This is a genomic window from Streptomyces sp. NPDC053432 (genome assembly GCF_055585365.1).
Genome location: NZ_JBVJKF010000017.1, coordinates 144,859 through 160,538, shown reverse-complemented (window position 1 = coordinate 160,538; position 15,680 = coordinate 144,859). Strand labels below are relative to the sequence as shown.

14 protein-coding genes are annotated in these 15,680 nt (G+C 72.1%); 7 read left to right on the top strand and 7 right to left on the bottom strand.

Features of this window, described 5'->3' with window-relative positions:
* Nucleotides 1–3: 3 nt before the first annotated feature.
* The 4 genes from ACZ6Y1_RS26155 to ACZ6Y1_RS26140 all read left to right on the top strand — a co-directional run bounded on the left by ACZ6Y1_RS26155 (nt 4) and on the right by ACZ6Y1_RS26140 (nt 2,602).
* Nucleotides 4–165 carry a DUF4177 domain-containing protein gene (locus ACZ6Y1_RS26155; protein ID WP_007264966.1) on the top strand — a complete coding sequence of 54 codons (162 nt, stop codon included), beginning with the start codon at nt 4–6 and terminating at the stop codon, nt 163–165.
* Nucleotides 162–632, top strand: a complete 471-nt coding sequence (locus ACZ6Y1_RS26150) for a RidA family protein (RefSeq protein WP_469634458.1) — start codon at nt 162–164, stop codon at nt 630–632. Before ACZ6Y1_RS26155 ends, ACZ6Y1_RS26150 begins: the two co-directional genes overlap by 4 nt.
* A gap of 180 nt (nt 633–812) precedes the next feature.
* Complete coding sequence (locus tag ACZ6Y1_RS26145) at nt 813–1,757, top strand: NUDIX hydrolase (protein ID WP_469634455.1); 945 nt, start codon at nt 813–815, stop codon at nt 1,755–1,757.
* Nucleotides 1,754–2,602, top strand: coding sequence for an MBL fold metallo-hydrolase (locus tag ACZ6Y1_RS26140; RefSeq protein WP_469634452.1), 849 nt, complete (start codon nt 1,754–1,756; stop codon nt 2,600–2,602). Before ACZ6Y1_RS26145 ends, ACZ6Y1_RS26140 begins: the two co-directional genes overlap by 4 nt.
* A gap of 39 nt (nt 2,603–2,641) precedes the next feature.
* Here ACZ6Y1_RS26140 and ACZ6Y1_RS26135 read toward each other — a convergent pair whose 3' ends face one another.
* Together ACZ6Y1_RS26135 and ACZ6Y1_RS26130 are read right to left on the bottom strand one after the other, a co-directional pair.
* A complete protein-coding gene (locus ACZ6Y1_RS26135) occupies nt 2,642–3,448 on the bottom strand; it encodes a nucleotidyltransferase domain-containing protein (RefSeq protein WP_469634449.1) in 807 nt (268 codons plus the stop codon).
* Between the two features lie 98 nt (nt 3,449–3,546).
* On the bottom strand, nt 3,547–4,221 hold the full coding sequence (locus tag ACZ6Y1_RS26130) for a Crp/Fnr family transcriptional regulator (protein WP_003981529.1): 675 nt from the start codon (nt 4,219–4,221) through the stop codon (nt 3,547–3,549).
* Between the two features lie 254 nt (nt 4,222–4,475).
* Between ACZ6Y1_RS26130 and nth the strand changes: the two genes are divergently transcribed.
* The 3 genes from nth (at nt 4,476) to ACZ6Y1_RS26115 (ending at nt 7,413) form a co-directional block, all read left to right on the top strand.
* Nucleotides 4,476–5,366 carry an endonuclease III gene (nth, locus tag ACZ6Y1_RS26125; RefSeq protein ID WP_469634446.1) on the top strand — a complete coding sequence of 297 codons (891 nt, stop codon included), beginning with the start codon at nt 4,476–4,478 and terminating at the stop codon, nt 5,364–5,366.
* A gap of 105 nt (nt 5,367–5,471) precedes the next feature.
* Nucleotides 5,472–6,197, top strand: coding sequence for an NUDIX hydrolase (locus ACZ6Y1_RS26120; protein ID WP_469634443.1), 726 nt, complete (start codon nt 5,472–5,474; stop codon nt 6,195–6,197).
* 13 nt (nt 6,198–6,210) lie between these two features.
* The gene (locus tag ACZ6Y1_RS26115) at nt 6,211–7,413 is read left to right on the top strand and encodes a MarP family serine protease (protein WP_469634439.1); all 1,203 of its coding nucleotides are present in this window, start codon (nt 6,211–6,213) and stop codon (nt 7,411–7,413) included.
* A 330-nt stretch (nt 7,414–7,743) separates the two neighbouring features.
* On the opposite strand, the gene ACZ6Y1_RS26110 is transcribed toward ACZ6Y1_RS26115, so the two are convergent.
* The 5 genes from ACZ6Y1_RS26110 to ACZ6Y1_RS26090 all read right to left on the bottom strand — a co-directional run bounded on the left by ACZ6Y1_RS26110 (nt 7,744) and on the right by ACZ6Y1_RS26090 (nt 15,390).
* Nucleotides 7,744–8,712, bottom strand: coding sequence for an alpha/beta fold hydrolase (locus tag ACZ6Y1_RS26110; RefSeq protein ID WP_469634436.1), 969 nt, complete (start codon nt 8,710–8,712; stop codon nt 7,744–7,746).
* Nucleotides 8,709–9,167 (bottom strand): phage holin family protein, encoded by a 459-nt coding sequence (locus ACZ6Y1_RS26105; RefSeq protein ID WP_469634433.1) that lies wholly within the window; start codon nt 9,165–9,167, stop codon nt 8,709–8,711. The genes ACZ6Y1_RS26110 and ACZ6Y1_RS26105 overlap by 4 nt, the downstream gene beginning before the upstream one ends.
* 72 nt (nt 9,168–9,239) lie before the next feature.
* The gene (gene nhaA / locus ACZ6Y1_RS26100; protein WP_469634431.1) at nt 9,240–10,649 is read right to left on the bottom strand and encodes a Na+/H+ antiporter NhaA; all 1,410 of its coding nucleotides are present in this window, start codon (nt 10,647–10,649) and stop codon (nt 9,240–9,242) included.
* A gap of 214 nt (nt 10,650–10,863) precedes the next feature.
* On the bottom strand, nt 10,864–12,861 hold the full coding sequence (gene acs, locus ACZ6Y1_RS26095) for an acetate--CoA ligase (RefSeq protein WP_469634428.1): 1,998 nt from the start codon (nt 12,859–12,861) through the stop codon (nt 10,864–10,866).
* A gap of 204 nt (nt 12,862–13,065) precedes the next feature.
* On the bottom strand, nt 13,066–15,390 hold the full coding sequence (locus ACZ6Y1_RS26090; protein ID WP_469634426.1) for a SulP family inorganic anion transporter: 2,325 nt from the start codon (nt 15,388–15,390) through the stop codon (nt 13,066–13,068).
* Nucleotides 15,391–15,680 lie beyond the last annotated feature (290 nt).

The window sequence follows — 15,680 nt, the reverse complement described above, 5'->3', positions numbered from 1 at the left end:
CCCATGACCAAGAAGTTCGAATACGCGACGGTCCCGCTGCTGGTTCACGCCACCAAGCAGATCCTGGACACCTGGGGCGAGGACGGCTGGGAGCTCGTCCAGGTCGTGCCCGGGCCGAACAACCCCGAGCAGCTCGTGGCCTACCTGAAGAGGGAGAAGGCATGAGCGCCGTCGAAGCGAGGCTGGCCGAGCTCGGCCTGACCCTCCCCGAGGTCGTCCCGCCGCTCGCCGCGTACCAGCCGGCCGTCCGGTCGGGCGCGTACGTCTTCACCGCGGGTCAGCTCCCGATGGTCAAGGGCAGCATGCCGATCACCGGCAAGGTCGGCGCGGAGGTCTCGGCGGAGCAGGCCAAGGAGCTCGCCGCCGTGTGCGCGCTGAACGCCCTGGCCGCCGTCAAGTCGGTCATCGGTGACCTCGACAAGATCGCGCGCGTCGTGAAGGTCGTCGGCTTCGTCGCCTCGGCCCCGGACTTCACCGCCCAGCCGGGCGTGCTGAACGGTGCGAGCGAGCTGCTGGGCGAGGTCCTCGGCGACAAGGGCGTGCACGCCCGCAGCGCCGTCGGTGTGGCGGTCCTGCCGCTGGACGCGCCGGTCGAGGTCGAGATCCAGGTCGAACTGGTCGCGGGCGCCTGACCCTGCGACCCCCGGAGGGGCTGGATCGCCCGCAGGGCGATTCCAGCCCCTCCGGCGTTTGAGGAGCGGGGTCCGGGGCGGAGCCCCGGGTCCTTGGGCCGCGCCCGGCAGGCGGCCCCCGGCCGCCCCGCGCAGCGGTAGGCCCTCGAACATCGGGCCGGATGGCCGTAGCATCCCGCCATGCCGAATCAGCAGCAGGCGCAGCCCGCCCCGCCCCCCGCCGGAGGCCAGTGGTACCCCCCGGAGTGGCCCGACCGCATCCGCGCGCTCGCGGACGGCTCCCTGGTCCCGGTGGAACCGAAGCGCGCCGCCACCGTCATGCTGCTGCGCGACACCCCCGCCGGCCCCACCGTGCACATGCTGCGCAGACGGGCCTCCATGGCCTTCGCCGGAGGCGCGTACGCCTATCCCGGCGGCGGGGTCGACCCCCGCGACGAGGAGCACCAGGTCGGCTGGGCCGGGCCCGGCCGGGCCGAATGGGCCGAGCGGCTCGGCACGGACATCCGTACCGCCCAAGCCATCGTCTGCGGAGCCGTACGGGAGACCTTCGAAGAGGCCGGCGTCCTGCTCGCCGGGCTGAGCGAGGACACCGTCGTCGGGGACACCACCGGCGACGACTGGGAGGCCGACCGCGCCGCCCTCGTGGCCCGGGAGCTGTCCTTCGCGGAGTTCCTCGACCGCCGCGGCCTGCGGCTCCGCTCCGACCTGCTCGGGGCGTGGGCGCGCTGGATCACCCCGGAGTTCGAGCAGCGCCGCTACGACACCTGGTTCTTCGTCGCCGCCCTCCCGGAGGGCCAGCGCACCCGCAACGCCTCCACCGAGGCCGACCGGACCGTCTGGATCCGCCCGGCCGACGCGGCCGCCGGGTACGACAAGGGCGAGCTGCTGATGATGCCGCCGACCATCTCCACCCTGCGCTCCCTGGAGCCGTACGGGAGCGCCGCGGACGCACTCGCGGCGGCGGGTGCCAAGGACCTCACCCCGGTGCTGGCCAGGGCCGCGATGGAGGACGGCGAGCTGGTGCTGAGCTGGCCGGGTCATGACGAGTTCACCAAGCGCGTCGGCCTCGGCCCCGCCGACCGCTCCGCCGACCGTCCCGCCGACCGCTCCGGGAGCGCGGGGTGACCGCGGCAGGCGCGCTGCCCGGACAGCCCCGCGGAGTGGTCTCCTCCGGGCCCGCGACCACGCGTGCCGTGAACGTCCTGGCTCCCAACGCCTCCGCGATGACCCTGGACGGCACCAACACCTGGCTGCTGTCCGAGCCCGACTCCGACCTGGCCGTCGTCATCGACCCCGGGCCGCTGGACGACGGCCACCTGCGCGCCGTCATCGCGGCCGCCGAGCAGGCGGGCAAGCGGATCGCCCTGACCCTGCTCACCCACGGCCACCCCGACCACGCCGAGGGCGCCGGCCGCTTCGCCGAGCTCACCGGCACGAAGGTCCGCGCCCTGGACCCGGCGCTGCGCCTCGGCGACGAGGGCCTCGCGGCCGGCGACGTGATCCGGACCGGCGGGCTGGAGCTGCGCGTGGTCCCGACGCCCGGGCACACCAGCGACTCGCTCTGCTTCCACCTGCCCGCCGACCGGGCGGTGCTGACCGGCGACACCGTCCTCGGCCGGGGCACGACCGTCGTCGCCCACCCCGACGGCCGCCTGGGCGACTACCTGGACTCCCTGCGCCGCCTGCGCTCGCTCACGGTCGACGACGGCGTGCACACCGTCCTGCCGGGCCACGGGCCGGTGCTGGAGGACGCCCAGGGCGCCGTGGAGTTCTACCTGGCCCACCGGGCGCACCGGCTCGCGCAGGTCGAGACCGCGGTCGAGAACGGCTTCGTCACCCCGGAGGCCGTGGTCCGCCACGTCTACGCGGACGTGGACCGTTCCCTCTGGCCGGCCGCGGAATGGTCGGTCCGGGCGCAGCTGGAGTACCTCCAGGACCACGGCCTGATCCCGGGCGGCCCGGAGCTCTAGGGCCTGTCTTCCTGTCCGGCCGGATCCGAAGACGGGCCCTTAGGCCGTTCGGGGGCTCTTCGTGCCGTGCCGGGCCGTGTACTCGTCCGCGAGCCACGGCCCGAGGTCCTCGACGTACGAGCGCAGCACCGCCGGGTCCGCGACGGGATCCAGTGCGACAGCGGCCGCGGCCCGCATCTGCGCCGCGCGCTCGGGGTAGTACCGGCCGAAGATCTCGGCGGACTCGGTGAGATCGCTGGTCCAGCCGCCCCACCGGGGCATGACCAGCGTCAGTCCCGTCCGGACGAGACGCCGGGCGCAGGACCGGCTCAGCCTCCGGTACTCCTCCGGGGTGGCCGCGGCCCGTTCCCCGGCGCGCCAGCCGGGCAGCAGCTCGGCCAGGTCGCCGTTGGTCTCGCGGGCGAGCAGGCCGTCGGGCCGGTAGCGCGGCAGGTGCTCGGCCAGGTCGTCGCCGAGCAGCGGGGTGCACAGGACGGCGAGGAACCAGCCCAGGTCGAATCGTTCCGCCTCGCTGAGCATCCGGGCCTTGCCGTGCAGAAGGACGCCGACCCCGTCGATCTCCGCGAAGTCCTCGTCGAGCCCGCGCGCCAGCACCTCGGTGGTGTCCCGGTCGTCCTGGGAGGGCTCGTGGTGCAGGACGAGCAGCAGGTCGAGGTCCGACCGCCCGGGGCGGGCCGCTCCGCGCGGCACGGAGCCGTACAGGTAGGCGCTGTGCAGCCGCCGCCCGTAGGCCTCGGCGATCCGCTCGCGCGCGGCCGCTACGACGGCCCTGAACTCGGCCTGCACCTGCCCGAGCGACCCCTCGCGCTCGAAGAACCCGTACGCGTCCACGCCTCTGTGCTCCATACGGCCAACTGTGCCCCCCCCGCAGGGGGCCGTGAGCAGCCGAAACGCGAAGGGGCCCCGCCCCCGTGGGCAGGACCCCCTTCACTGCGACGACAGCGTCAGCGGGAACGCTTCGCGAGGCGCTCCACGTCCAGCAGGATCACCGCGCGCGCCTCCAGGCGGAGCCAGCCGCGGCCCGCGAAGTCGGCCAGGGCCTTGTTCACGGTCTCGCGCGACGCGCCGACGAGCTGGGCCAGCTCCTCCTGCGTGAGGTCGTGCACGACGTGGATGCCCTCTTCGGACTGCACGCCGAAGCGGCGCGACAGGTCCAGGAGCGCCCGCGCCACACGGCCGGGAACGTCGGAGAAGACCAGGTCGGACATCTGGTCGTTGGTCTTGCGCAGGCGCCGGGCGACGGCACGCAGCAGCGCGGTCGCGACCTCGGGCCGGGCGTTGAGCCAGGGCTGGAGGTCGCCGTGGCCGAGGCCGAGCAGCTTGACCTCGGTCAGCGCGGTCGCGGTGGCGGTGCGCGGGCCCGGGTCGAAGAGCGACAGCTCGCCGATCAGCTCGCCGGGGCCGAGGACGGCCAGCATGTTCTCGCGGCCGTCGGGGGAGGTGCGGTGCAGCTTCACCTTGCCCTCGGTCACGACATACAGCCGGTCGCCGGGGTCGCCCTCGTGGAACAGGGCGTCGCCGCGTGCGAGGGTCACCTCGCCCATGGAGGCGCGGAGCTCCGCGGCCTGCTCGTCATCGAGCGCCGCGAAGAGCGGGGCGCGCCGCAGAACGTCGTCCACGAGTCTCTCTCCTATGTCGACCAGCTCAGGGGACCGCGCCCCCATTTTGCCGGACGGCTCAAACAGTGCGATCAATCACTACTAAGGATGCCGGACGGAGGCGCGTGCTGTGCGGTGGGAGACCAATCGGGGTGGTGTTACCTGAGGTCCGGGCGGGTGTCAGCGCCCGGCCTTAGGCTGGCCGGGTGTCCAATAAGCCGGTGAGAGCACAGGCCAAGGGGTCCGCAGGAGTGACGGCGCCCCAAAATTCAGCCGTGGGCGAACAAGCGCCCGGGGAGGTGTCCGCGGCGGCCCGATCCGCCTCCGAGGGCAAAGGTTCGGCCAAGAAAGCGTCGAAGCCGAGAGCCGCCTCGAAGCCCGGGCCGCAGAGGGCCGAATCGCGCCTCGCCATGGTGCGCAGGGCCCGCCGGATCAACCGCGAGCTGGCCGAGCTCTATCCGTACGCCCATCCGGAGCTCGACTTCCGCAATCCCTTCGAGCTGCTGGTCGCGACGGTGCTGTCCGCCCAGACCACCGACCTGCGGGTGAACCAGACGACCCCGGCGCTGTTCGCCGCCTACCCCACCCCCGAGGACATGGCCGCGGCCGTGCCCGAGGATCTGGAGGAGCTGATCCGGCCGACCGGGTTCTTCCGGGCCAAGGCCAGGTCCCTGCTCGGCCTGTCGCAGGCGCTTCGGGACGACTTCGGCGGGGAGGTCCCCGGCCGGATCGAGGATCTGGTGACCCTGCCCGGAGTCGGCCGCAAGACGGCGAACGTGGTGCTGGGCAATGCCTTCGGCGTCCCGGGCATCACCGTCGACACCCACTTCGGCCGGCTCGTGCGCCGCTGGAAGTGGACCGAGCAGGAGGACCCGGAGAAGGTCGAGGCGGAGATCTGCGCGATCTTCCCGAAGAGCGAGTGGACGATGCTCTCGCACCGCGTCGTCTTCCACGGCCGCCGGATCTGCCACGCGCGCAGGCCCGCCTGCGGCGCCTGCCCCATCGCCCCGCTCTGCCCGGCGTACGGCGAGGGGGAGACCGATCCGGAGAAGGCGAAGAAGCTGCTCAAGTACGAGAAGGGCGGCCAGCCCGGCCAGCGTCTGAACCCGCCCCCGGACTATCCGGGCCTCCCGGCCCCGGCCAGGTCCAGCCCCTCCGGCCTCTGAGCAACGGGGCCCGGGGCGGAGCCCCGGCAGCGGCGCTGCAGCCGTAGGAACGAATCGGCACCCGCACCGCGTTGGCGGTTGAGGGAGATACGGACGGGGATGCCCATGACGAGCAGCGGTAGCGGTACGCGGGACGAGACGACGGCCGAGGCCCAGGGGGGCGGCAGCGCCGTCCTGAGCACCGATGGCCTGCCCGCCTGGCTCGACCCCGTCGTCGAGGCGGCCCGCACCGTGAAGGGGCCGCAGCTCAGCCGCTTCCTGCCCCCGCCGGACGGCCGCGGGCGGCAGTCGGCCGTGCTCGTCCTCTTCGGCGAGGGCCCCCGCGGCCCCGAGCTGCTCCTCATGGAGCGCGCCGGGACCCTGCGCTCGCATGCGGGTCAGCCCTCCTTCCCGGGCGGCGCCCTCGACCCGGAGGACGGCGATCCGGCCACCACCGGGCCGCTGCGCGCCGCCCTGCGGGAGGCCGAGGAGGAGACCGGGCTCGACCCCTCCGGGGTGCAGCTCTTCGGGGTGCTGCCCCGGCTCTACATCCCGGTGAGCGAGTTCGTCGTGACCCCGGTCCTCGGCTGGTGGCGTACGCCCAGCCCCGTCGGCGCGGTGGACCCGGCCGAGACGGCCCGGGTCTTCACCGTGCCCGTGGCCGATCTCACGGACCCCGAGCACCGGGTCACCACCGTCCACCCGCGCGGCCACCTGGGGCCGGGTTTCACCGTCGCGTCGGCTCTGGTCTGGGGTTTCACCGCAGGGGTGATCGACCGGATCCTGCACTTCTCGGGCTGGGAGCGTCCGTGGGACCGGTCACGGCAGGTCCCGCTCGACTGGCACGCATGAGACGGTGGCCCACGTGAACGTGCTGGACATCTTGTTGTTGGTCGCCGCCGTGTGGTTCGCGATCGTCGGCTACCGGCAGGGGTTCGTCGTCGGCATCCTGTCGGTGATCGGCTTCCTGGGCGGCGGCCTCATCGCCGTGTCCCTGCTGCCGCTCGTCTGGGACCGGCTGACGGACAACGGCAGCCAGGTCTCCACCACGGTCGTGGTCATCGCCGTCGTCGTGATCATCGTCTTCGCCTCCGTCGGCCAGGCGCTGACCACCCACCTCGGCAGCAGGCTCCGCCGCCGCATCACCTGGTCACCGGCGCGCGTGGTCGACGCGACCGCGGGTGCCGTGGTCAACGTCGTCGCGATGCTGCTGGTGGCCTGGCTGATCGGCCTGCTGCTCGCCGGTACCTCGCTGCCCACGCTGGGCAAGGAGGTGCGCAACTCCAGGGTGCTGCTCGGCGTGTCGCGGGTACTGCCCGACCAGGCCAACACGTGGTTCTCCGACTTCAGCTCCACCCTGGAGCGCAACGGCTTCCCGCAGGTGTTCACCCCGTTCGCGAACGAGCCGATCCCCGCGGTGCAGGCACCGGATCCGGACCTTGTCAGGAGCCCCGTCACCGAGCAGGCCAAGGGCTCCATCGTGAAGGTCGTCGGCACCGCGCCCAGCTGCAGCAAGGTGCTGGAGGGCACGGGCTTCGTCTTCGCGCCCGGCAAGGTGATGACCAACGCCCACGTCGTCGGCGGGGTCGCCGAGCCGACCGTGCAGATCGGCGGCGAGGGCAAGCTGTACGACGGCAAGGTCGTGCTCTACGACTGGGCGCGCGACATCGCCGTGCTGGACGTGCCCAAGCTGAAGGCGCCGGCGCTGGAGTTCACCGAGAAGGACGCGGTGAGCGGCAACGACGCGATCGTCGCCGGCTTCCCGGAGAACGGCGCGTACGACGTGCGCGCGGCCCGCGTACGCGGCCGGATCAACGCCAACGGCCCGGACATCTACCACCGGGGCACCGTCCGACGGGACGTCTACTCGCTGTTCGCGACCGTCCGCCAGGGCAACTCCGGCGGCCCGCTGCTGACGCCCGACGGCAAGGTGTACGGGGTCGTCTTCGCCAAGTCCCTCGACGACCCGAACACCGGCTACGCGCTGACGGTGGACGAGATCCGCGACGACATCCGGGTCGGCAGGACCGCCGACCGGCGGGTCGACAGCCAGGGCTGCGCCCTCTGACCCGTCCCCGCATCCGCCGCGCCCCGGCCCGGGCGGCCTCTACGTCCGTGGATGACGGAGGCGCGCCGAGACCCACAGGGCCCGGCGGCGAAGGATGCGCGGAATCCCGAGTCGGAGGTCGTGGCCGTGCCGGCCGCCCCTCTCGTGAGTGCCCGGCGCGGCGGCCGAGCGGTCTTCGTGTGCGGTGTCACCGTAGTCGTGCGTCCAGCCCATACTCCGAGCTGTGCCCGTGCCCCAAGGTCGGTAACCCCCTCTGCGGGGGCCAATTGGCCTATGCGCCAGGCAATTGAATGCTTGTCATACCGGTTATGCCGGTTATGTGAGGCTCGGTCAGCGGTCCGGCTCGGGGTCCTTGAGCCAGTTCACCAACTCGGAGGAGAAGGCCACCGGGTCCTCCTCGTGCGGGAAGTGCCCGAGCCCGTCGAACAGCCGCCACCGGTAAGGGGCTTCGACGTACTCACCGGAACCGGCCGCGCTCCGCGTCCGCATCACCGGATCGAGCGAGCCGTGCAGGTGCAGCGTCGGCACCCGCACCGGCCGCTTCATCCGCCGGTTGAACTGCAGCCCGTCGGGCCGCGCCATCGACCGCATCAGCCAGCGGTACGGCTCCACCGAGCAGTGGGCGGTGGACGGGATGCACATGGCCCGCCGGTAGACGGCGATGTCCTCGTCGGTGATGGTCTCCTGCAGCCGCGGACCGGACCACTCCCGGATCAACTCCCCGACGAGCGCCCCGTCGTCGGCGACGAGCCGGCGCTCGGGGATGAACGGCCGCTGGAAACCCCAGATGTGCGAACTGGCCCTGGTCTGGCCGAAGTCCGACAGCATCGCCGAGCGCCAGCGGCGCGGGTGCGGCATCGAGGAGACGACGAGCCGGCGCACCAGCTTCGGCCGCATCACCGCGGCCGTCCACGCGAGGTACCCGCCCAGGTCGTGTCCGACGAGGGCGGCGTCCGGCTCGCCCAGGGACCGTACGACCCCGGTGATGTCGAGTGCCAGGTTCGCGGGGTCGTAGCCGCGCGGCGTGCGGTCGCTGCCGCCCACCCCGCGCAGGTCCATCGCGACCGCCCGGTACCCGGCGTCGGCGAGCGCGGTCAGCTGGTGCCGCCAGGTCCACCAGAACTGCGGGAAGCCGTGCAGGAGCAGCACCAGCGGCCCGTCGCCGACCTCGGCGACGTGGAAGCGGGCGCCGTTGGCCGCGACGTCCCGGTGCGTCACCGCTCTCCCGCCGGGGAGGTCGAGCCGTACCGCCGTGGCAGCAGTGGGGGGAGTGCTGGGGTCCGGCGTGGGCGCTGTCATGAGGACGAGCGTGCCACACCCACGGCCTGGTCACTCACCGGACGCGGGTGCGGCTTGACGGTTCCGAGCACCGCGGAGGTCTGCTTGACGGACTCGATCGTCTTCACCGGCGGCTTGACCTTCTTGAACTTGGACATGGCGATCAGTCCGATCACGGCCGCGAGCACCCAGAACGCCACGCCGACGATGAGGAAGGACCATGCGAGCCCGAGCCCGAGGTTGTGGATCCCGTAGGCCGCGGCGAAGCTCAGCACCGGCAGGGAGAAGAGCAGCAGCACTCCCGCGACGATCGCGGCCCCGCTGCCGATGCCCGCGCGCTTGACGTCCTGCTTGAGCTCCACCTTGGCGAGGGCGATCTCGTCGTGCACCAGGGCGGACATCTCGGCGGTGGCCGAGGCGACCAGCTGGCCCAGCGTGCGCTCGGCTCCTTGCGCCCCTTGGTCCACTGCACTCATCGCTCTCTCCCTCTTGTCGTCTGCCGGTGTGCTTCGTACGTCGCCGGCGGCTGTCCTCCGTCGTCAGTCAGATCATGCCGGACGGTCGGCCCGGTTGCTGGCCCCGGCCGCCGCTTCGGCCTTGCGGCGGTGCTCCGCGGCCCGCTCCTCGTAGATCTTCGCCATCCGCAGGTGGTACGCCGGGTTGTGCTCCTCGTAGATGTCCGGGATGCCGTCCTGGTCCTCGTCGCGCTCCTCGGCGTCGGTGAGCGCCTTGTACTTGCGGTCGCGGAGCTTGAGCAGGACGCAGGCGATGACAGCGGCGATCAGGGAGCCGATCAGGACGGCGGCCTTGATCTCGTCGGTGAGCACGGGGTCGTCGGCGAAGGCGAGCTCGCCGATGAGCAGGGAGACGGTGAAGCCGATGCCGGCGAGCGAGGCCACGGCCAGTACGTCGGGCCAGGCGAGGTCCTCGTTCAGCTCGGCCTTGGTGAAGCGGGCGGCCAGCCAGGTGCCGCCGAAGATGCCCACGGTCTTGCCGACGACCAGGCCGAGGACGACGCCGAGGGTCTCGGGCCGGGTGAAGACCTCGGCGATGGCCTTGTCGGAGAGCGACACACCGGCGGAGAAGAGCGCGAAGAGCGGCACGGCGAGTCCGGCCGAGACCGGCCGGACCAGGTGCTCGATGTGCTCGCCGGGGGAGTGCGCCTCGCCCTCCCGGGTGTGGCAGCGGAGCATCAGGCCCATCGCGACACCGGCGATGGTGGCGTGGACCCCGCTGTTGTACATCAGGCCCCAGATGACCAGGGCGAGCGGGACGTAGACGTACCAGCCGTGGACGCCCCGGCGCAGCAGGAACCAGAAGAGGACCAGGCCGGCCAGCGCCCCGCCGAGCGCCAGGAAGTCGATCTCGCTGGTGAAGAACACGGCGATGATGATGATCGCGAAGAGGTCGTCGACGACGGCGAGGGTCAGCAGGAACGCGCGCAGCGCCGAGGGCAGCGAGGTGCCGATGACGGCGAGGACGGCGAGCGCGAAGGCGATGTCGGTGGCGGTCGGGACGGCCCAGCCGGCCGTCGAGCCGCTGCCGAGGGTGTTGACGAGGGTGTAGACCAGGGCCGGGACGGCCATGCCGCACAGGGCGGCGATGACCGGGAGGGCGGCCGCCTTGGGGTCGCGCAGGTCGCCCGCGACCAGTTCGCGCTTGAGCTCGATGCCGGCCACGAAGAAGAAGATCGCCAGCAGGCCGTCGGCCGCCCAGTGCTGGATCGAGAGGTCCAGGCCGAGGGCGGCGGGGCCGATGTGGAAGTCCCTGACGGTCTTGTAGCTCTCCGCCAGGCCCGGGGTGTTGGCCCAGATCAGGGCGGCGACCGCGGCCACGAGGAGCAGCACACCGCCGACGGTCTCGGCGCGCAGGGCATCGGCGATGAAGCGCCGCTCGGGCAGCGAGAGCAGGCCGAGGAACTTGCGGCCCTGGTGGTCGGTGCGGTCGGGCGTGGCCACAGTGGGGCACCTCCGGGGTCGGTTGGACGGCATGGCGAAGCTCGTTGCCGACCAGACTTCCCGGCGCACCCTGTGGTTTTTACGTTTTGAATATTTTACAGGGTGTACGCGAGGGCATATCCGGTGATCATCACTTTATGCGCGAAAGGGGCACCCGGCGCGGTGCGCCGAATGCCCCTTCCGTCGTGTCACGGGCCTCGTTCCGGCCCCTGGCTCAGTCCTCGCTGGAAGCGCTCGGCAGCTTGCTCTGGATCAGGCTCATCACCGAGGAGTCGGCGAGCGTGGTGACGTCGCCGACGGCGCGGTCCTCCGCGACATCGCGCAGCAGACGCCGCATGATCTTGCCCGAGCGGGTCTTCGGCAGCTCCTGGACCGGCACGATCCGCTTCGGCTTGGCGATCGGGCCCAGCGTGGCGCCCACGTGGTCGCGCAGCTCGCCGACGAGGGTGTCCGTCTCGGAGGCGCTGCCGCGCAGGATCACGAAGGCCACGATGGCCTGGCCGGTGGTCTCGTCCTTGGCGCCGACCACGGCCGCCTCGGCGACCGAGGGGTGCGAGACGAGCGCGGACTCGACCTCGGTGGTCGAGATGTTGTGGCCGGACACGAGCATCACGTCGTCCACCCGGCCGAGCAGCCAGATGTCGCCGTCCTCGTCCTTCTTTGCGCCGTCGCCCGCGAAGTACTTGCCCTCGAAGCGCGACCAGTAGGTGTCGATGAACCGCTGGTCGTCACCCCAGATGGTGCGCAGCATCGACGGCCACGGCTCGGTGAGGACCAGGTAGCCGCCCCCGCCGTTCGGGACCTCGTGGGCCTCGTCGTCCACGACGGTGGCGCCGATCCCGGGCAGCGCGCGCTGCGCCGAGCCCGGCTTGGTCTCCGTGACGCCCGGCAGCGGGGCGATCATCATCGCGCCGGTCTCGGTCTGCCACCAGGTGTCCACGATCGGGCAGCGGTCGCCGCCGATGTGCTTGCGGTACCAGATCCAGGCCTCGGGGTTGATCGGCTCGCCGACCGAGCCCAGCACGCGCAGGCTCGACAGGTCGAACTTCGCGGGGATGTCGTCGCCCCACTTCATGAACGTACGGATGGCCGTGGGGGCGGTGTAGAGGATGGTGACGCCGTACTTCTGCACGACCTCCCAGAACCGGCCCTGGTGCGGGGTGTCCGGCGTGCCCTCGTACATCACCTGGGTGGCGCCGTTCGCGAGCGGCCCGTAGACGATGTACGAGTGCCCGGTCACCCAGCCGATGTCGGCGGTGCACCAGTAGACGTCGGTCTCGGGCTTCAGGTCGAAGACCGCGTGGTGGGTGTACGCCGCCTGCGTGAGGTAGCCGCCCGAGGTGTGCAGGATGCCCTTCGGCTTACCCGTGGTCCCCGAGGTGTACAGGATGAAGAGCGGGTGCTCGGCGTCGAAGGCCTGCGGGGTGTGCTCGGCGGACTGACGGCCGACCAGGTCGTGCCACCAGATGTCGCGGCCCTCGGTGAAGGCGGTGTCCTGGCCGGTGCGCCGTACGACGAGCACGTGCTCGACCTGCGGACACTTGGCGACGGCCTCGTCGATCGCGGGCTTGAGCGCGCTCGCCTTGCCCCGGCGGTAGCCGCCGTCGGCGGTGATGACCAGCTTGGCGTCGGCGTCCTGGATGCGGGAGGCGACGGCGTCGGCGGAGAAGCCGCCGAAGACCACGGAGTGCGCGGCGCCGATACGGGCGCACGCGAGCATCGCGACGACCGCCTCGGGAATCATCGGCAGGTAGACGGCGACCCGGTCGCCGGCCTGGACGCCCAGCTCCGTCAGGGCGTTGGCGGCCCTGGAGACCTCGTCCTTGAGCTCGGCGTAGGTGATCGCGCGGCTGTCGCCGGGCTCGCCCTCGAAGTGGATGGCGACGCGTTCGCCGTTGCCGGCCTCGACGTGGCGGTCCACGCAGTTGTAGGCGACGTTCAGCTTGCCGTCGGCGAACCACTTCGCGAAGGGCGGGTTCGTCCAGTCGAGTGTCTCGGTCGGCTCCGTGGCCCAGGTCAGCCGCCGGGCCTGCTCGGCCCAGAAGCCCAGCCGGTCCGCGTCGGCCTGTGCGTACGCAGCCTCTTTCACGTTGGCGGCGGCGGCCAGATCGGCGGGCGGTGCGAACCGCCGCTCCTCCTTGAGCAGATTGGCCAGGCTTTCATTGCTCACGAGATCTCCCTTTCCCAGGGTGTCCGTTGTGTCCCCGGGCATAGCTCATCAGTCGGTGGCCCGGGTGACAAGGGGTAGCCGATAATTGGTTTAGACCTATAGCCGTCCGGTGCCGTCCGGTGCCGCCCGGAGCGACGTGCGAAGGCCCCTTCCCGCTGCAGGGTGCGAGAAGGGGCCACGCGATTGCACGGAAACGGGAGGGTACCGGTTCACCCCCCGTGCCCAGGGGATATGCCGGGGGCCCGGTCAGGCGTTCTGGCCGACGCTGTCGAAGACCCGGCAGTCGAAGAAGTCCTCGCCCTCGGACAGCAGGTACGCCTGCGCCTCACCCACGTGGAAGTACATCCCGTGCAGCTCCAGCGTCCCTTCGGCGAGCCGCCTGGCCACCGACTCGTGCGCCCTCAGGTGCTCCAGCTGCTGCACCACATTGGTCAGGCACAGCTGCTCCACGGCGTCGGCCGGGAGCCGCCCGGAGATCCGGGCCCAGGCGTGGTGGCGGCTCGCCATCCGCTCCAGGCTGGGCAGCCCGTGCCGCAGCCAGCGCCGCAGCGGGGTCATCGGCTGCCCCGGAGCCGAGTTGAGCAGCGCCTGCATGGCCCCGCAGCCCGAGTGGCCGCACACCGTGATGCTGTCCACCTTGAGCACGTCCACGGCGTACTCGATGGCCGCGGCGACCGAGTCGTCCGTCGCCTCCGCGCCGGGGAGCGGGACCAGGTTCCCGACGTTGCGGACGGTGAACAGGTCGCCGGGGCCGCTCGCCGTGATCATGCTGGTCACCAGGCGGGAGTCGGCGCAGGTGAGGAAGAGCTGGGAGGGCCGCTGACCCTCGCGGGCCAGCCGGGCGAGCTCGTCCCGTACGTGTGGCGCGGTGTCGCGCTGGAAGGCCCCGATCCCGTTGGCCAGTTGACCGGCTCCGCGCCGCCGGGGCGGCTTCGCGGGAGAGCCCGCCGGCTCCGGGGGCCCGACCGCCGCCTCCGGGTCGCCGGGCCCGGCCGCGAGGGGCCGGTCCGGCCGGTGGTCACAGTGGTTCTGCCACGGCGTCCAGGGCCGACAGCAGTGGTGCGCCCCGCGCTGCGGCCCGCCCCGGGGCCGCTCGACCGCACTGGCGCGGCCGGTCACCTTCAGCGAACCGCCGTGCGCCACGTGGGAGTCCTGCCAGTCCTGCAGGGTCTCGTAGGCCGCGTGGTCCATGAACGAGCCGTCCAGCTCGATCAGCGCCTGCGCGTCGTGCGGGATCTGGCTCAGGGCCCGGCTGAGCCGCGGCACCGCGAGGAAGGTCAACTGTCCGCGCGCCCGCACCCGGTGCACTCCGCCGTCCAGCTGTTCCACGGTGATCCTGGTCCGGGCGAGGCGGTGCAGGGCCAGGGCCACCGCGACCGCGATCCCGATGGCCACGCCCTCCAGGACCCCGCCGAACACCACAGCGACGATCGTCGTGGCGTAGACCAGGATCTCGCGGTGCCGGGTGACGGTGCGCAGGTGCGTGGCATTGACCATCTGTACGCCCAGCGCCATGACCAGGGCGGCCAGCGCGGCGAGCGGGATGAGGTCGAGCACGGGGACGAGCAGCCCGGCCGCGAGCAGGACCCACAGGCCGTGCAGCATGACCGACCGTCGGCTGACGGCCCCGTACTTGACGTTGGCGACGCTGCGGACGGCCCCGCCCGCGACGGGGAGCCCGCCCAACGCCCCGGAGACGATGTTCGCGACGCCCTGGCCGCGCAGTTCCCTGTCGAGGTCGGCGCGCGGCGGCCGGTGGCCCGTCTGCCGCTCTGCGGCGATCAGTTTGTCGGTGGCGACCGCCGAGAGCAGGGACTCCACGCTGCCGACCAGGGTGATGGTGAGCACGGCGGCGACGATGCCGAGGACCGGGCCGTCGGGGAGCTCGGGCAGGGCGTGGCTGCGCCAGGACGGCAGGTCCACGCGGGGCACCGTGAGCCCCGCGAGGGCGGCGCAGACGGTGGCGGTGGCGACGGCGCCCAGCGCCGCGGGGACCTTGCGCAGGGCCCGTCCCGCCCGACCGGGCAGCCGCGGCCAGGCGATGAGGACGGCCAGCGTGAGCACGCTGACACCGAGTGCGCCCGGGTGCAGGTCGGCCAACTGTCCGGGCAGCGCCCGGACATTGGCCACGGCCGAGCTCTGCGGGGTGCCGCCGAGCACGATGTGCAGGTTGGCCAGCGCGATGGTCACGCCGACGCCCGCGAGCATGCCGTGCACGATGGCCGGGCTGACCATGAGCGCCGACCGGGCGGTGCGCAGCGCGGCGAGCCCGAGCTGGCAGCAGCCCGCGAGCACGGTGATGGCGCACGTGGTCCGCCAGCCGTAGCGCTGGATCAACTCGGCGGAGACCACGGTGAGGCCGGCGGCCGGCCCGCTCACCTGGAGCGGGGCTCCGCCGAGCCGTCCGGCGACGATCCCGCCGACCGCCGCGGCGACCAGCCCCGCCTGGAGCGGGGCTCCGGTGGCCAGGGCGATGCCGAGCGAGAACGGAAGCGCGATCAGGAACACCGCGAGGGAGGCCGAAAGATCGGCCTGGAGGCCGGCGGGGAGGTTTCTGGCAGGGGCAGTCATAAGGTCCCGTCTCCTCTGGCCTGGTCTGGCCCGGTCTGGTCTGGGGAGGGGTGAAGCGGCGGGAGTCTCAACACTCAGTAAATGGATGGTAATGGCGAGTAAAGGCGGGTGAAAGGTAATACGGGTAAATGGCCCACAAAATACCCCCAAGGGGTGAATTAGCTTTTTATCCGGCTTGTCACACCTTCCTCAAAGCAGACCGCATGGGACGTTGCGGCGCGGAAGTCCCGTGAGGGAACCGCGATGAACCGCGATGGCTCTGCCATGGATCTGCGAGGGAGAGGTGGGGC

Excerpts from the sequence above, each read along its gene's own strand:
- ACZ6Y1_RS26090 (WP_469634426.1), bottom strand. The coding sequence starts at position 15,390 with ATGACTGCCCCTGCCAGAAACCTCCCCGCCGGCCTCCAGGCCGATCTT.
- ACZ6Y1_RS26155 (WP_007264966.1), top strand. The coding sequence starts at position 4 with ATGACCAAGAAGTTCGAATACGCGACGGTCCCGCTGCTGGTTCACGCC.
- ACZ6Y1_RS26110 (WP_469634436.1), bottom strand. The coding sequence starts at position 8,712 with ATGACAGCGCCCACGCCGGACCCCAGCACTCCCCCCACTGCTGCCACG.
- ACZ6Y1_RS26120 (WP_469634443.1), top strand. The coding sequence starts at position 5,472 with ATGACGAGCAGCGGTAGCGGTACGCGGGACGAGACGACGGCCGAGGCC.
- ACZ6Y1_RS26105 (WP_469634433.1), bottom strand. The coding sequence starts at position 9,167 with ATGAGTGCAGTGGACCAAGGGGCGCAAGGAGCCGAGCGCACGCTGGGC.
- ACZ6Y1_RS26135 (WP_469634449.1), bottom strand. The coding sequence starts at position 3,448 with ATGGAGCACAGAGGCGTGGACGCGTACGGGTTCTTCGAGCGCGAGGGG.
- acs (WP_469634428.1), bottom strand. The coding sequence starts at position 12,861 with ATGCCCGGGGACACAACGGACACCCTGGGAAAGGGAGATCTCGTGAGC.
- ACZ6Y1_RS26145 (WP_469634455.1), top strand. The coding sequence starts at position 813 with ATGCCGAATCAGCAGCAGGCGCAGCCCGCCCCGCCCCCCGCCGGAGGC.
- ACZ6Y1_RS26150 (WP_469634458.1), top strand. The coding sequence starts at position 162 with ATGAGCGCCGTCGAAGCGAGGCTGGCCGAGCTCGGCCTGACCCTCCCC.